This window comes from Paenibacillus sp. N119s (assembly GCF_059447605.1).
Window position 1 is genome coordinate 1 of the sequence record NZ_JCAJRU010000107.1, and the last position, 16005, is coordinate 16005.

Genomic DNA, 16005 nt, shown 5'->3' on the forward strand with positions numbered 1-16005 from the left:
CCAGCGGATAGGGGGCTTCGTGTCATGGATGCCACAATGGTTGAATGATGGATCTTTACCAGGAATGGCTGTTTGGATGATAGCGGGAGCGGTGCTATTTATGGCTGGCTGCTCATTCGCAGGGGCATCTGTGGCGAATCGATTGCAGCAGGGTATTGAAAGTTTGGTACGAATTCCGATGAATGAGATGATGGCAGGTGTGATCGGGTTAGCGGTGGGGTTGATCCTTTCCTTAGCCGTTTACCCGCTCTTTTTAGGGCTGGGGGCACCTGGTCTGCTTATTCAGACCGCGGTTACCTTGGTATGCGGATATGTGGGATTGATGGTTGGGCTAGAAAAAAGGGACGAGCTGTCATCCTTTTGGAGTTCAGGCTTTTTTGGTCGGGGAACAAATGTAGAAGAACGCAAGCTGGAGGAACATAAAATTTTAGACACCAGTGTTATTATAGATGGACGTATTGCTGATATTTGCAAGACAGGTTTTATTGAAGGAACCATTGTGATTCCTGAATTTGTGTTGGAAGAGCTTCAGCATATCGCCGATTCATCAGATTTGCTTAAACGTAATCGTGGACGGCGGGGTCTGGATATTTTGAATAAGATCCAAAAAGAGCTAGACGTGAATGTACTCATCTATGAAGGGGATTTTGAAGAGATTTCAGAAGTCGACAGTAAACTGGTTAAGCTTGCAAAGGTGTTGCAGGGTAAGGTTGTAACTAATGATTTTAACCTGAATAAAGTATGCGAGCTTCAAGGTGTGTCTGTGCTGAACATTAATGATTTGGCGAATGCGGTAAAGCCTGTCGTATTGCCTGGTGAGGAGATTATGGTACAGATTATCAAAGACGGCAAGGAGCATGGGCAGGGTGTGGCTTATCTGGATGATGGTACGATGATTGTCGTAGAGGGTGGACGTGACTATATTGGTTCTCTCATGGAAGTGCTGGTCACCAGCGTACTTCAGACCTCTGCGGGCCGTATGATCTTTGCTAAACCGAAATTATTGGAAAAAGCTCAATAAACGAGGTATGATGAAGTAGATGTGTTATCATACGGATCGTCCAAGGCGATCAGGGCAGGAGTTATTTGAATGAACAATCAGGTAGGAGTCGTGATTGTGGCGGCCGGGCGCGGCTCCCGTATGGGGACGCAGGAGAGCAAGCAATTTCTGCTTTTGCGAAACAAGCCCATCTTCATACATACACTTGAAATATTCGCAGCAATGCCGGAAGTGGATGAAATGGTGATGGTTACTGGCGCTGAAGATGTGGAACGCTGCAGAGACTGGATTCATCAATACAAGATCAGCAAAAATGTACGGGTGGTGGCTGGTGGCAGTGAACGCCAGCATTCGGTTTATCGCGGTTTGCGCCACTTGCAAACAGATTGGGTGATGGTGCATGATGGTGTGCGCCCATTGATTCAACCTGAGCTTGTACGTTCATGCCTGGAGGCTGCTCAGCGTACTGGTGCTTCTGTTGCGGCAGTACCTGTAAAGGATACGATCAAGCAAGTGAACGGGGATGGTATCATTACAGCAACGCCGGATCGCCGAAGTCTGTGGAGTATTCAAACGCCACAGACTTTTCGTCTTTCCGATCTGCTGCGGGCTTATGAGGAAGCGGAGCAGACAGGGTTCTTGGGGACAGATGATTCTATGCTGGTGGAGCGGATAGGCATCCCGGTTACTGTCGTTCAGGGCAGCTACAAGAACATCAAAATTACTACGCCTGAGGATTTGGATATGGCGGCGTTATGGGTAAAGACAGAGGGAGAGGATATCAAATGATCAGAGTGGGGCAAGGATTTGACGTCCACCAGCTGGTGGAAGGAAGGCCATGCATCATCGGAGGCGTACATATTCCGTATGAAAAAGGTTTGCTGGGCCATTCCGATGCAGACGTGCTGCTGCATGCCATTAGCGATGCCATCCTGGGCGCACTTGGCTTGGGAGACATCGGAAAGCATTTTCCGGATAACGACCCTGAATTTAAGGACGCGGATAGCCTGAAGCTACTGGAGCATGTGTGGGGGCTGGCTAAAGAGCGGGGATACCGCTTGGGCAATATCGATTCTACGATCATTGCGCAGAAGCCCAAGATGATTTCATACATCCCGCAGATGAATGAAATTATCGCCCGAGTGCTGGAAGCAGAGGAGTCGTCCCAGGTAAATGTCAAGGCGACGACGACGGAGCAGCTCGGATTTACCGGGCGGGGCGAGGGAATCGCAGCTCAATCGGTTGTCTGTCTAATCAAGTAAATGCTATCATCTTGAGTAATTCTATTTGGAGGAGATTATATGAGCACGGAAGTTCGTGTACGCTATGCACCAAGTCCTACAGGGCATCTGCATATTGGCAATGCCAGAACAGCATTATTTAATTATTTGTTTGCCCGCAATCAAGGCGGAAAATTTATTATTCGCATCGAAGACACAGATGTGAAGCGCAATATTGAGGGCGGAGAAGAAAGCCAGCTTAAATATTTGAAATGGTTGGGCATGGACTGGGATGAAAGTATAGACGTGGGCGGCGAGTTTGGACCTTATCGCCAGACTGAACGCTTGGACATCTACAAAACATACTGGCAGGATTTGCTGGATCGTGGTCTGGCATACCGCTGTTACTGCACGGAGGAAGAGCTGGAGCGCGAGCGCGAAGAACAGACGGCGCGTGGGGAGACTCCACGTTATTCAGGCAAACATCGTGATTTAACAGAAGAACAGTGCCAAGCTTTTGAAGCAGAGGGCCGTGTACCAAGTATTCGTTTTCGCGTACCAGAAGATCGTGAATATACGTTTGACGATATGGTTAAAGGTCAAATTACGTTCAATTCCAAGGAAAGCGGCGATTTTGTTATCGTCAAAAAAGACGGTATTCCGACATATAACTTCGCGGTAGCGGTTGACGACTATTTGATGAAAATATCGCATGTACTACGAGGCGAAGATCATGTATCCAATACACCGCGACAGTTGATGATTTTTGAAGCGCTTGGCTGGGAGCCACCACGCTTTGGTCATATGACGCTGATCGTAGGCGAGGATCATAAAAAGCTCAGTAAACGTAACGAATCCATTATTCAGTTCATGGAGCAATACGATAAGCTGGGCTATCTGCCGGAAGCCATTTTTAACTTTATTGCACTGTTGGGCTGGTCCCCAGAAGGCGAAGAAGAGATTTACGATCGGGAACAACTGATTTCGATTTTCGATCCTAATCGTTTGTCCAAAAGCCCAGCTGTATTTGATACGAACAAACTTGCTTATCTAAATAATCATTATATTAAAAAGGCTGATCCTGAGCGGATTGCCAGCATGGCAATTCCACATTTGCAGGCAGCAGGGCTGTTACCGAATGAACTATCGGCAGAACAACAGGATTGGGCTAAAGCTCTTGTCCGCTTATACCAGGAACAAATGACTTCAGCGTCTGATATTGTAGCGTTGTCTGAGTTGTTTTTCCGTTCACATCTGGAGTTGGATGCGGATGCGGCGGCTGTTCTGGCTGAGGAGCAGGTTCCTGATGTACTTAGAGCCTTTGCAGCTAAGGTTGAAACGAGCGAGGAATTTACAGCTCCACAAATGGCCAAGCTGATCAAGGAAGTGCAAAAGGAAACTGGATTTAAAGGGAAACAGCTGTTCATGCCGATTCGTGTGGCCCTTACTGGTCAAACGCATGGGCGGGACCTGAACGAAACCATCTACTTACTTGGTCGTAACAAGGTGTTGGACCGTCTTAAGGCACAAATTAAAGGCTGATATTTCTTGTCAATTTGTTGTCTTTTCGCTATAATGACTCCATTGATATGGATTGATACTTACGTGTAAAGGCTGCGAACAGGAGAAGTACGCTGCATAAGGGCATTTGCCAGAGAGGACGGCCGAGGGGAAACCCCGGGCTGGAAGCCGTCTAGATGACCTGCGGAGGAAATGCGCCTGGGAGCCGTGCGCCCGAAACCTCGTTAGTCTACAATGCTAATGTGGCAAGGGCATGCCGATTCGTTCCCGTTACAGGACGCCAAAGACGGACTTCTCTGTTTTTATGCAGCAGATATGTTCGAAGCAGAGTGGGACCACGTTTATGCGTCTCTGCAGCTTAGGCTGCGGAGGCGCTTTTTCATTTTTATCAGATTCAGACGCTGTAGACTGAAAAATGTCGAAGCGTGCTGGTGACTACGAAAATTGGCGAAATGTGAAGTGTGATGCGGCAAGGATATGGAGGGAATAGGAGGGCGACATGTTCAGACATTTCAAATCCGATATTCAAACTGTTTTGGATAATGATCCGGCCGCCCGGAGTAAGCTGGAAGTCGTTTTTACGTATTCTGGCGTTCACGCCCTTTGGGCACACCGAATCGCACACTGGTTTTATTTGCGAAAGTGGTGCACTCTAGCCCGAGTTATATCCCAGGTGTCGAGGTTTATGACAGGAATTGAGATTCATCCTGGCGCTCGTATCGGAAATCGGCTGTTCATTGACCATGGTATGGGTGTTGTCATTGGTGAAACCTGTGAAATTGGTGACGATGTCGTGTTGTATCAGGGTGTTACTCTCGGAGGAACTGGGAAAGAGAAAGGGAAGCGCCACCCTACCATTGGGAATAATGTCGTTATAGGCTCCGGCGCAAAAATATTGGGTTCATTTACCATTGGGGCGCAATCCAACATCGGCTCTAACTCGGTTGTGCTAAAAGAAGTTCCGCCAAACAGTACGGTGGTGGGCATCCCGGGGCGAGTGGTCAGACAGGATGGTAGACGTCCAGATCGACTTAGTCACCAATTGCCTGATCCGGTCGTCGATTCTATACGGGCTCTTCAATTGGAAATAGAACGATTACGAGCAGAATTGTCTGATTTGAAGGATGAGCAATCTGCTCAGAAACATCAGATAACCCAAAAGAATAAATTACAAGGATAATTTTCATAAGGGAGGAACATACGATGTCGCTTCAAATTTATAATACAATGACGAGGAGCCGAGAGCTTTTTGTGCCACTGGAGCCTGGAAAGGTTAAAATGTATGTATGTGGACCTACAGTGTATGATTACATTCATATTGGTAACGCTCGACCTGTAATTGTGTTTGACGTGGTACGCAGCTATTTGGAGTATTTGGGCTATGATGTAAACTATGTGGTGAATTTTACGGACGTCGACGATAAACTGATTCGCAAGGCTCGGGAACTTGATATGGAAGTTCCGGCAGTTGCTGAGAAATTTATTGCTGCCTATCACGAGGATTTGGCAGGATTGAATGTTCCTGCTGCCAGCATTAATCCCCGTGTAACGGAGAGTATGGAGCTGATTATTGATTTTATCAAGGATCTGGTAGCCAAAGGCTATGCCTATGAAAATGATGGCGATGTCTTCTACCGTACTAAAAAGTTCAAAGACTACGGACAGCTGTCAGGTCAAAATTTGGAGGAACTCCAGTTTGGGATTCGCATCAATGTGGATGAACGAAAGGAGAATGCCGAGGATTTTGTACTCTGGAAAGCGGCCAAACCGGGAGAGATTTACTGGTCAAGTCCTTGGGGGGATGGACGCCCAGGCTGGCATATCGAATGCTCTGCTATGGCTCGCCACTATTTGGGGGATACACTGGATATTCATGGAGGCGGACAGGATCTGCAATTTCCGCATCATGAATGCGAATGCGCACAATCCGAAGTGGTTACGGGTAAACCATTATCACGCTACTGGATGCATAACGGATATATTCGCATAGATAATGAAAAAATGTCGAAATCACTCGGTAACGGTATTCTGGTTAAAGATCTGCGTGCTCGTCACAAGCCTGAGGCTTTACGTTATTTTATGCTGTCGACACATTACCGCAATCCTTTAAACTACAACCAAGAGACGATGAGTCAGGCGGAGAATAGTGTCGAACGGATTGCCAATGCAGTCGCCAACGTAAAGCATCGTTTAGCCATTGCTTTAGAAGGTAATGGAGAAGTGTCGGCTGAGCTGCAAATGAAGCTTGACGGGATATTGCGGCAATTCGAGGAAAAAATGAATGATGATTTCAATACACCTGATGCGATTACTGCGGTATTCGAGTGGGTCAGCGAAGCTAATCTTTTGTTGCAGCGTGATGTTGTCAATCAGGCGGAACTACAGGCTGTATTGCAAACCTTCCACTCGATGAATAGTGTACTTCGCATTTATTCAGAACCGAGTGAAGAACTGCTGGATGACGAAATAGAGCAGTTAATTGCAGAACGTGTCGAAGCTCGTAAAACCAAAAACTGGGGTAGAGCTGACGAAATTCGAGATCTATTGGCTGCTAAGGGCATTGTGCTTGAAGATACCGCGCAGGGGATGCGGTGGCGGCGGAAATGAGTGATAATCCATTGAACTCAGGAGCTGTGGAAGGCGCAGGAAACTGGTTTCCGTATCCTGCGTCCAAGCCGGCTCGCTTGATGCCCCCCATTGCGTTAGCTTACATTGGTGATGCAGTGTATGAGGTGGCTGTCCGGCAATATCTGTTGGCACAGCCCAACCTGCGTCCCAATCATTTACATCGACGAGCTACAAAGCTTGTCTCCGCCAAGGCACAGAGCCGTATGTTGGGGTTGCTAGAAACAGTGCTGACGGATGAAGAGCGTGATATTGTCCGACAAGGGAGAAATGCCAAATCAGGGAGCCTGCCCAAAAATGCTGATGTGCTTGAGTACCGGCATGCCACGGCGCTGGAAGGGTTGATTGGTTATCTTTATTGTGATGGACATTTGGACAGATTGAGAGAGTTGGTTACTTACGGAATTGCACAAATGGAAAATACCGAAAAATCATAAATTGGGAACGGATTGGATAGGTTGAGTATCAACCGTTTCCCGGGAGGAAGCTAGAGATGGAAGATGAATGGATTGCCGGTAAACACTCGGTAACAGAGGCCCTGCGTTCGGGCAGGACGATAAATAAAATATGGATTGCTGATAATGCACAAAAGCACTTGACACTGCCGATTACGGCTGAGGCAAAAAAAGCAGGAATCATTGTTTTGCAGGTGGACAAGCGCAAGCTCGATCAAATGGTTCCAGGCATTCAGCATCAGGGAGTGGTTGCGCAAGCTGCACCTTTTGCCTACGCTGAAGTGGAAGACTTGCTTGCTAGTGCTCGTGCTAAGGGAGAAGAGCCGTTTTTGATTTTGCTGGATGAGATTGAAGACCCTCATAACTTGGGCTCCATCCTTCGTACAGCAGATTGCACCGGAGCACACGGTATTATAGTGCCGAAAAGGCGTTCAGCCGCTGTGACCGCAACGGTATCTAAAACATCGGCAGGTGCTGTAGAGTATGTGCCGGTGGCGCGGGTGAGCAATCTGGGACAAACCATTGACCGTCTTAAAGAAGAAGGTGTATGGGTAGTTGGCACGGATGTTACGGCGACTGATCCTGTCTTTGGGAATGGAGTATTCACGGGTCCCGTAGCGATTGTCATTGGTAACGAAAATAAAGGAATGGGCCGTTTGATCCGTGAAAAATGCGATGTACTCGTCAAGCTGCCAATGGCGGGACAAATTAATTCCCTCAATGCTTCTGTAGCTGCAGGGGTCGTTATGTACGAAGTCTTGCGCGGACGACAGGCACGGGGCTGACGATATGGCTGACACGCGGGATGTTCTGCTTGTGGACGGTTACAACATGATTGGAGCCTGGCCCGAACTTTCCGCACTGGTACAATCTGGTATGCAGGAAGCGAGGGACAGACTGCTTGAACGACTGGCGGATCATCAGGCGTATTCCGGCAGAAGAGTCATCGTCGTATTTGATGCTTACAGGGTGCCAGGATTAGGTAAGACCTTTGCCCAGAGTAAAGTCCAGATTTATTTTACGAGAGAAAAAGAGACAGCTGACGAATGCATCGAGCGACTGGTCCGTGAGCTGAGCAGCAAGAGAAGAAGTATTTACGTAGCAACAAGTGATCAGGTAGAGCAGCATGTCGCCTTTGGCCAGGGAGCACTCAGGGTATCGGCACGAGAATTGCTGATCGAGATTGAGGAATCTGAAAGGGAAGTTCAGAAGCGGATTGAACAGGATAATGCCAAATTGTCCCGTAACTCGCTGGATGCCAAGTTGAGTCCAGAGCTTCGGAAACTGTTTGAACGATGGAGGAGAGAGTGATCCAGTAATTGGTATGCTCTCCATTTTGAAACCATTGACAATTTTGTTAGCGCTCTTCTTTTTTAGGTTGTTGTGGTTGACGGTATCAGGTTACATCGCGTATACTTGTCGTATATTTGAGAGAGTAACGGGTACCTTGCGTTGCAGCCGGAGGGATTGTTAGTGAGTGTGGACCTCAAGGATATCATGTTGTCAAAGTTTGATTACAAAAATGATGAAGACATTGTCGGAGCAGTCCATGAAGGTGATGGGGAAGCGCTGGAGTTTCTGATTAACAAATACCGGAACTTTGTGCGGGCCAAGGCCAGATCCTACTTCCTGATTGGCGCTGATCGCGAGGATATTATTCAGGAGGGCATGATTGGTCTCTACAAATCTATTCGTGATTTTAAGGGAGACAAGCTTGCTTCGTTTAAGGCTTTCGCCGAATTGTGTATCACACGACAGATTATTACGGCAATTAAAACGGCTACACGACAAAAGCACATTCCTCTGAACTCTTACGTATCTCTGGACAAGCCCATCTATGATGAAGAGTCAGACCGGACGTTGCTCGATGTGATCTGCGGAACACAAGTAAGTGACCCTGAAGAGCTGATTATCAATCAGGAAGAGTTTGTGGGTCTTGAGGACAAAATGTCCGAGATTCTGAGCGAGCTAGAACGCAAGGTACTTATGTTGTATCTAGACGGACGTTCGTATCAGGAGATTGCTGAAGACCTGGACCGCCATGTGAAATCTATTGATAACGCGCTGCAACGGGTCAAGCGTAAACTTGAAAAGTATCTGGAAGTAAGGGATAGCTGAAAGTAGAGGCTGACAAAGAAAAGACTCGAGTTTGAGTCTTTTTTTATTCGTTTTGGGTAAGCTGTACAGGTTTATAAGTGTTGTAAATGATTTATACTAAAAAAGATGAATAATAGATATCGCTTTGTTTTTGAGGCAGTATTTCAGAGGACAGCTTCAAAGGATGGACAGATGTTAAAATGCACCACGACCGGGACTGCGAAATGTATGCAAACATTCGTTGACATGGAAAACCTCGTGTGATAAAGTGTTTTAGGTAGGCCTAAATTCGCGGTTTTTTTAGGATCAATTATGAGACTTCCGGTGTTGGATGTCTTCGGGAGGTGCACATCATGCGGGTAATTATTACTTTGGCTTGTACGAATTGCAAACAAAGAAATTACACAACGACGAAAAACAAGCGTAATCACCCCGACCGCATGGAGATGAAGAAATTCTGTAAGTCCTGTAACGAACAGACTTCTCATCGGGAAACCAGATAGTTTTTGGAGGTGTAGTCGGCGTGAAACGCAGTTTCAAGTCTCTGTTTTCCTTTTTCTCTGAAAGCTGGGCTGAACTCAAGAAAGTTCGCTGGCCCAATCGTAAAGAACTGACCAACTATACGCTGATTGTCGTAGGGACGATTGCGTTCGTCACGATTTATTTTTGGGTTCTCGATATCGGCATTTCCGCTGTGATCGAAGCGATTATCTAGGAAGGGTTCCAGGTGGCTTGATATGGAAAAAAGATGGTACGTCGTTCATACCTATTCAGGGTATGAGAACAAAGTCAAAGCCAATTTGGAAAAACGCGTTGAGTCCATGGGCATGGAAGACAAGATATTCCGTGTTCTTGTTCCTATGGAAGAAGAACTGGTAACCAAGGACGGTAAGAAAAAAACCGTTATGCGTAAAGTCTACCCTGGTTATGTCTTAGTCGAAATGGTCCAAACCGATGATTCTTGGTATGTTGTGCGCAACACACCAGGTGTTACGGGATTTGTAGGGTCGACAGGCTCGGGTTCCAAGCCGACGCCATTGCTTCCAGAAGAAGTTGAACAGATTCTGAAGCATATGGGCATGGTAGAGCCGAAACCGAAGATTGAATTCGATGTTAAGGAATCCGTGCGAATTAAAGTTGGTCCTTTTGCGAATTTTGTGGGCTCCGTGGAAGAAATTTTGGTTGAGAAGAGCAAGCTTAAGGTTCACGTCAACATGTTTGGACGGGAAACCCCGCTTGAGTTGGATTATACTCAAGTGGAGAAAATATAGATTTTTCTTACAGGTTTCTTGTGGGAGGATCGATAGGTCCGTCTACCACTATTGAGTCAAGGAGGTGTCATCCATGGCAAAAAAGGTAATTAAAATGGTAAAACTGCAGATTCCTGCAGGGAAAGCTAATCCAGCGCCTCCAGTAGGTCCAGCTTTGGGTCAAGCAGGTGTCAACATTATGGCATTCTGTAAAGAGTTCAATGCTCGTACTGCTGATCAAGCAGGCCTGATTATTCCGGTTGAAATTTCGGTATTTGAGGATCGTTCTTTTACGTTCATCACCAAAACTCCACCGGCTGCTGTCCTGTTGAAAGTTGCTGCTAAAATCGAAAAAGGTTCCGGTGAACCGAACAAAACGAAAGTTGCAACTGTAAATCGCGCTGCTGTACGTCAAATTGCAGAGCAAAAAATGCCTGACCTTAACGCAGCTTCCGTAGAATCGGCAATGCGTATGGTTGAAGGTACTGCTCGCAGCATGGGTATCACCATCGTAGATTAATTTTATTAATCTACGTGTGCCGGCAGTTTGACTGTCCGGCAAGTGTGGGAGGAATATCCGCTAATACCACATAAGGAGGAAAAGATAATGGCTAAACATGGTAAGAAGTACCTGGAAGCTGCTAAGCTGATTGACAGCGAAGCGACTTATGAGCCTTTGGAAGCCGTTGAACTGGTGAAAAAGGCTGCAACTGCTAAATTCGACGAAACCGTTGAAGCTGCAGTTCGTCTGGGCGTAGATGCTCGTAAACAAGACCAGGCTGTTCGTGGTGTTGTTGTCCTGCCGCACGGTACGGGTAAAACACAACGCGTTCTGGTATTTGCAAAAGGTGACAAAGTGAAAGAAGCGGAAGCGGCTGGCGCTGATTTTGTTGGTGATCAAGATATGATCAACAAAATCCAACAAGGCTGGTTCGAATTCGACGTCTGCGTTGCGACACCTGATATGATGAGTGAGGTTGGTAAACTGGGTCGTTTGCTCGGTGGTAAAGGTTTGATGCCTAACCCTAAAGCAGGCACAGTTACTTTCGACGTTGCCAAGGCTGTTCAAGAAATTAAAGCCGGTAAAATCGAATACCGTCTCGACAAAGCAGGTCAAATTCACGCACCAATCGGCAAAGCTTCCTTCAGTGCTGAACAACTGAACGAAAACCTTAAAGCCTTGATTGAAGCCTTGAACCGTGCGAAGCCAGCGGCTGCTAAAGGTGTATACCTGAAAAATATCGCTATTTCTTCGACTATGGGACCAAGTGCACGTGTGAACGCATCTGTTTACAGATAATATTTTGATTGACATATTCAATCAAAACTGGTATGCTGTAAAAGTTGTGAGTCCTTGTGACTGACCATTAAAGTTGAATATGCTTACCGTAGACAGTAGGTGCCTTCGGGCTTAATTTCCTACCGAGGTGTTATGATAGAACGTTTCATGTGACGGGCTTGTCCCGTCCATGTAGATTTATCAAGCCTTCGTACTCTACGGAGGCTTTTTTCATGCTCAGGAAAACGACTTTGGTAGATCACCAGAATGGGTGTTTCAAACAAAGTGGATAAATTGATCAGGAGGTGTACAGTTTGGCAAATGCAAAGGTGATTCAAGCAAAACAAGAAGCTGTTGAAGTTGTAGCTGCAAAATTGCGCGAGAGCGTAACAACTGTAGTTGCAGACTATCGCGGTCTGAATGTTGCCCAAGTAACTGAGCTGCGTAAGCAGCTTCGCGAAGCCGGAATCGAATTTCAAGTGCTGAAAAACACACTGCTCCGCCGTGCAACTGCGGCAGCAGAATTGACTGAACTGGACGCAGTATTGACAGGTCCTACTGCAATCGCGTTCGGCAAAGATGATGCAGTGTCTGCAGCTAAAATCTTGAACGATTTCGCTAAGAAAAACAATGCATTGGAACTGAAAGGTGCAGTTGTAGAAGGTCGTGTGATCGGTGTTGAGGAAATCAAAGCGCTGGCAGAACTGCCATCCCGCGAAGGTCTCCTTTCCATGCTCCTCAGCGTGCTTCAAGCTCCTATGCGCAACTTCGCGCTTGCAGTTAAAGCTGTTGCAGAAAAAGAAGAGCAAAGCGCATAAGTTAGGGATTAAACCTGCTGTATAGCAGTTAAGAACAAAAAAATACGAATTTAAATGGAGGTTCAACCATGAGTAAAGAGCAAATCTTGGAAGCAATTAAAGGTATGTCCGTATTGGAACTGAACGATCTCGTGAAAGCAATCGAAGAAGAATTTGGCGTAACTGCAGCAGCTCCAGTAGCTGTAGCAGGTGGCGCAGCAGGTGGCGCAGCAGAAGCTGAGCAATCCGAGTTCGACGTAATCTTGACAAGCGCTGGCGCTTCCAAAATCAACGTTATCAAAGCAGTTCGCGAAATCACAGGTCTTGGCCTGAAAGAAGCAAAAGAACTGGTTGACAACGCTCCAAAACCATTGAAAGAAAAAGTTGCTAAAGAAGAAGCTGAATCCATTAAAGCAAAATTGGAAGAAGCAGGCGCTTCTGTAGAAGTAAAATAATTGACTGCTCTCTAGCAGACAATGAACTAAAACAAACCCCTTGAGGTGATCTTCAAGGGGTTTGTTGCTGTAAAACGGTAATACCAACAGGTCTGAAATGGTATTGTAAAGGCTATGATGGTAGTACAACCAAAAGAGGTGGGCGTGAATGGCGGATCATTATTACTCCAAACGACCAGAGACAGCGCATGAACGACGGAGCCTTGAAACAGTACTGCGGGGGCGTTCGTATCGATTTGCCAGCGATTCAGGCGTTTTTTCAAAGCAGGGAATTGATTATGGGAGTCGTGTGCTGATTGAAGCCATGCAGCTTCCTGCACAAGCCTCGGTTTTAGATGTAGGATGTGGTTACGGGCCGATTGGTTTGGCGGCGGCAACGCTTGTCCCAGATGGGCATGTTACGATGGTTGATATTAACGAGCGAGCTGTACAATTAGCCATAGAAAATGCGGAACGTAATGGGATTAAGAATGTCACTATTAAACAAAGTGATTTGTTTGATGAAGTGCGGCATGAACGTTTTGATGTGGTCTTAACGAACCCTCCTATACGTGCAGGGAAGGAAACGGTGCATACCATTTTTGAGCTTGCGTATGAGCATCTAAACGAGGGTGGAGCTTTGTGGGTGGTCATTCAGAAGAAGCAGGGAGCCCCTTCGGCGAGCGCTAAAATAGAGAGTCTTTTTGGTTACGTAGAGGAAGTTACGAAGGATAAAGGGTATCGGATTTTGAAGGCTGAAAAAAAGTCTTAGAAAAATGCAATAGGACTATTGACTTGAATCCTCGGCTGTGATATCATTATAAAATGTCAGTATTAGGATGCCCTCCATGGCTTTAGTTTGTTGAAATGTCAATAGATTTATGCGTAGCAGGGTATAGTATTTATCTCTATTACGTATAATATAACCATTTTGGGCAAATCTACAAGTGATGAAGATCTTCCGGTAAGAGGATTCTGCAGATACGTCGCTCTTTTTTCGAATGCATTCGAGTAAGGGCTTTTCTGTATTTGTAAGATCGAATCTTTTGTATGTGTCTTATTATAAGGTCACAAACAGAGGTTCGCAATGTATTTTTAAAGTGAGTAGACATGAGGGGTGAGTTTAAGTTGGCAGGACATCTTGTTCAATATGGTCGACGCACTCGGCGCAGTTATGCACGTATTAATGAGGTACTCGAGGTTCCCAACCTGATTGAGATCCAACAAAAATCCTATGATTGGTTTTTGGAGGAAGGATTACGGGAAATGTTTCGGGATATTTCTCCAATTCAAGATTTCACAGGAAATCTGATTCTGGAGTTTATCGATTACTCTCTCGGAGAACCCAAATATACCGTTGACGACGCAAAAGAACGCGACGTTACGTATGCGGCACCGCTTCGGGTAAAAGTCCGGCTTATTAATAAGGAAACCGGGGAAGTAAAAGAGCAGGAAGTATTCATGGGAGACTTCCCGCTGATGACTGAAACGGGTACGTTTATTATTAACGGTGCGGAACGGGTTATTGTCAGCCAGTTGGTTCGCTCTCCCAGCGTCTATTTCAGCACAAAAGTCGACAAGAATGCGAAAACAACATACACCGCAACGGTAATTCCTAACCGGGGGGCTTGGCTCGAACTGGAGATGGATGCGAAGGATATTATCTATGTCCGGATTGACCGTACCCGTAAAATTCCGGTTACGGTGTTGCTGCGTGCACTTGGCTTTGGCACTGATGCTGAGATTCTGGATTTGCTCGGCAATGACGAATATATCCGCAATACACTTGATAAAGACAACACGGATTCCACGGAGAAAGCGCTGATTGAAATTTATGAGCGTCTTCGTCCGGGTGAGCCACCTACATTGGATAATGCAAAGAGCTTGCTTGTTGCACGCTTCTTTGATCCAAAACGTTATGATCTGGCCAACGTAGGCCGTTACAAAATCAATAAAAAGCTTCACATCAAAAACCGTCTGTTCAATCAACGCCTAGCTGAGACACTGATTGATACAACAACTGGTGAAATTATTGCTGAAGCAGGGCAAATGGTAGACCGCCGCTTGTTGGACGAGATTTTGGCACAACTAGAAGAGTCGGTTGGACACCGTACGTATCATGTTGCTAGTGGCGTATTGGAAAGCAATGATATTCCGCTTCAAACGATCGATGTATTCTCGCCAATCGAAGACGGTAAAGTGGTAAAACTGATTGCCAATGGAAATATCGATAAATCGGTTAAGAACATTACGCCTGCCGATATTATTTCCTCCATCAGTTATTTTATTAACTTGCTTCACGGAATCGGAAGTACGGACGACATTGACCATTTGGGTAACCGTCGTTTGCGTTCTGTAGGTGAGTTGCTCCAAAATCAGTTCCGTATTGGTCTGTCCCGTATGGAACGCGTGGTACGCGAAAGAATGTCAATTCAGGATGCTAATGTAATTACGCCACAAGCGCTGATTAACATACGTCCGGTCATTGCGTCGATTAAAGAGTTCTTTGGTAGCTCTCAGCTGTCTCAGTTCATGGATCAGACAAACCCGCTTGCTGAACTAACACACAAACGTCGTTTGTCTGCACTCGGACCCGGCGGTTTGACGCGCGAACGCGCGGGCATGGAAGTACGTGACGTCCATCCGAGTCACTACGGCCGTATGTGTCCTATCGAGACACCAGAGGGACCAAACATTGGTTTGATCAACTCTTTGTCAACTTTTGCACGTATCAACGAATACGGATTTATCGAAGCTCCTTATCGCTGGGTAGATCCGAAGACTGGAAAAGTTACAGATCAGATTGATTACCTGACTGCTGATGAAGAAGATAACTACATCGTTGCTCAGGCAAATGCGGAATTGACGGAAGAAAACACCTTTAAGGATGAAATCGTTATTGTCCGCTATAACAAGCAGTCTGATAACATTATTCCAATGGCAAGTAGCCGTGTCGATTACATGGACGTATCGCCTAAACAGGTTGTATCGGTCGCAACCGCTCTGATCCCGTTCCTGGAGAATGATGACTCGAACCGTGCACTGATGGGTTCCAACATGCAGCGGCAGGCTGTCCCATTGCTGATTCCGAAAGCGCCTTTGGTAGGAACAGGGATGGAACATAAGTCTGCAAAAGATTCCGGTGTGTGCGTTGTGTCCAAGTACAACGGGGTGATTGAACGTTCTTCGGCTAACGAAATTTGGCTGCGTCGTATTGAAACAGTAGATGGCGCTGAAGTCAAAGGCGATATTGTTAAGTATAAATTACACAAATTTATGCGTTCTAACCAAGGAACATGCATCAACCAGCGTCCAATCGTAAATAGA

The 16005-nt window shown here is 46.2% G+C and carries 19 protein-coding genes and 1 other annotated feature; all 19 genes read left to right on the forward strand.

Annotated elements, in window-relative coordinates; translation table 11 throughout:
- Positions 1 to 1021, forward strand: a 1021-nt coding sequence (locus AC5V8P_RS13675) for a PIN/TRAM domain-containing protein (RefSeq protein ID WP_495473682.1), incomplete at its 5' end; no start/stop codon positions are given.
- Positions 1022 to 1090: 69 nt separating this feature from the next.
- Positions 1091 to 1789, forward strand: coding sequence for a 2-C-methyl-D-erythritol 4-phosphate cytidylyltransferase (gene ispD, locus AC5V8P_RS13680; RefSeq protein WP_063211190.1), 699 nt, complete (start codon positions 1091 to 1093; stop codon positions 1787 to 1789).
- Complete coding sequence (ispF, locus tag AC5V8P_RS13685) at positions 1786 to 2262, forward strand: 2-C-methyl-D-erythritol 2,4-cyclodiphosphate synthase (RefSeq protein ID WP_063211188.1); 477 nt, start codon at positions 1786 to 1788, stop codon at positions 2260 to 2262. The genes ispD and ispF overlap by 4 nt, the downstream gene beginning before the upstream one ends.
- 39 nt (positions 2263 to 2301) lie before the next feature.
- The gene (gene gltX, locus AC5V8P_RS13690) at positions 2302 to 3762 is read left to right on the forward strand and encodes a glutamate--tRNA ligase (protein WP_064795939.1); all 1461 of its coding nucleotides are present in this window, start codon (positions 2302 to 2304) and stop codon (positions 3760 to 3762) included.
- A 478-nt stretch (positions 3763 to 4240) separates the two neighbouring features.
- The gene (gene cysE, locus AC5V8P_RS13695; protein WP_064795938.1) at positions 4241 to 4921 is read left to right on the forward strand and encodes a serine O-acetyltransferase; all 681 of its coding nucleotides are present in this window, start codon (positions 4241 to 4243) and stop codon (positions 4919 to 4921) included.
- A gap of 23 nt (positions 4922 to 4944) precedes the next feature.
- Positions 4945 to 6348 carry a cysteine--tRNA ligase gene (cysS, locus tag AC5V8P_RS13700; RefSeq protein WP_064795937.1) on the forward strand — a complete coding sequence of 468 codons (1404 nt, stop codon included), beginning with the start codon at positions 4945 to 4947 and terminating at the stop codon, positions 6346 to 6348.
- Positions 6345 to 6803, forward strand: a complete 459-nt coding sequence (locus AC5V8P_RS13705; protein WP_064795936.1) for a Mini-ribonuclease 3 — start codon at positions 6345 to 6347, stop codon at positions 6801 to 6803. The genes cysS and AC5V8P_RS13705 overlap by 4 nt, the downstream gene beginning before the upstream one ends.
- A gap of 56 nt (positions 6804 to 6859) precedes the next feature.
- The gene (rlmB, locus tag AC5V8P_RS13710; RefSeq protein WP_063211179.1) at positions 6860 to 7606 is read left to right on the forward strand and encodes a 23S rRNA (guanosine(2251)-2'-O)-methyltransferase RlmB; all 747 of its coding nucleotides are present in this window, start codon (positions 6860 to 6862) and stop codon (positions 7604 to 7606) included.
- A gap of 4 nt (positions 7607 to 7610) precedes the next feature.
- Entirely contained in the window at positions 7611 to 8132 is a 522-nt protein-coding gene (locus AC5V8P_RS13715) for an NYN domain-containing protein (RefSeq protein WP_063211177.1), read from the forward strand.
- A 162-nt stretch (positions 8133 to 8294) separates the two neighbouring features.
- Positions 8295 to 8939: an RNA polymerase sporulation sigma factor SigH gene (sigH, locus tag AC5V8P_RS13720; protein WP_016324748.1), complete on the forward strand. Its 645-nt coding sequence runs from the start codon at positions 8295 to 8297 to the stop codon at positions 8937 to 8939.
- A 332-nt stretch (positions 8940 to 9271) separates the two neighbouring features.
- The gene (gene rpmG, locus AC5V8P_RS13725; protein WP_013373278.1) at positions 9272 to 9421 is read left to right on the forward strand and encodes a 50S ribosomal protein L33; all 150 of its coding nucleotides are present in this window, start codon (positions 9272 to 9274) and stop codon (positions 9419 to 9421) included.
- Between the two features lie 20 nt (positions 9422 to 9441).
- Positions 9442 to 9633 (forward strand): preprotein translocase subunit SecE, encoded by a 192-nt coding sequence (secE, locus tag AC5V8P_RS13730; protein ID WP_063211175.1) that lies wholly within the window; start codon positions 9442 to 9444, stop codon positions 9631 to 9633.
- Between the two features lie 22 nt (positions 9634 to 9655).
- Positions 9656 to 10189, forward strand: coding sequence for a transcription termination/antitermination protein NusG (gene nusG / locus AC5V8P_RS13735; RefSeq protein WP_007432596.1), 534 nt, complete (start codon positions 9656 to 9658; stop codon positions 10187 to 10189).
- Between the two features lie 73 nt (positions 10190 to 10262).
- Positions 10263 to 10688, forward strand: a complete 426-nt coding sequence (rplK, locus tag AC5V8P_RS13740; RefSeq protein WP_007432595.1) for a 50S ribosomal protein L11 — start codon at positions 10263 to 10265, stop codon at positions 10686 to 10688.
- A gap of 87 nt (positions 10689 to 10775) precedes the next feature.
- The gene (gene rplA / locus AC5V8P_RS13745) at positions 10776 to 11468 is read left to right on the forward strand and encodes a 50S ribosomal protein L1 (protein ID WP_063211173.1); all 693 of its coding nucleotides are present in this window, start codon (positions 10776 to 10778) and stop codon (positions 11466 to 11468) included.
- 68 nt (positions 11469 to 11536) lie between these two features.
- Positions 11537 to 11688: a sequence feature (ribosomal protein L10 leader region), on the forward strand.
- A 73-nt stretch (positions 11689 to 11761) separates the two neighbouring features.
- Positions 11762 to 12265, forward strand: coding sequence for a 50S ribosomal protein L10 (gene rplJ, locus AC5V8P_RS13750; RefSeq protein WP_025715687.1), 504 nt, complete (start codon positions 11762 to 11764; stop codon positions 12263 to 12265).
- Positions 12266 to 12333: 68 nt separating this feature from the next.
- Positions 12334 to 12699, forward strand: a complete 366-nt coding sequence (gene rplL / locus AC5V8P_RS13755) for a 50S ribosomal protein L7/L12 (protein WP_063211172.1) — start codon at positions 12334 to 12336, stop codon at positions 12697 to 12699.
- Positions 12700 to 12847: 148 nt separating this feature from the next.
- On the forward strand, positions 12848 to 13450 hold the full coding sequence (locus AC5V8P_RS13760) for a class I SAM-dependent methyltransferase (RefSeq protein ID WP_064795935.1): 603 nt from the start codon (positions 12848 to 12850) through the stop codon (positions 13448 to 13450).
- Between the two features lie 356 nt (positions 13451 to 13806).
- Positions 13807 to 16005, forward strand: a 2199-nt coding sequence (gene rpoB, locus AC5V8P_RS13765) for a DNA-directed RNA polymerase subunit beta (RefSeq protein WP_495473683.1), incomplete at its 3' end; no start/stop codon positions are given.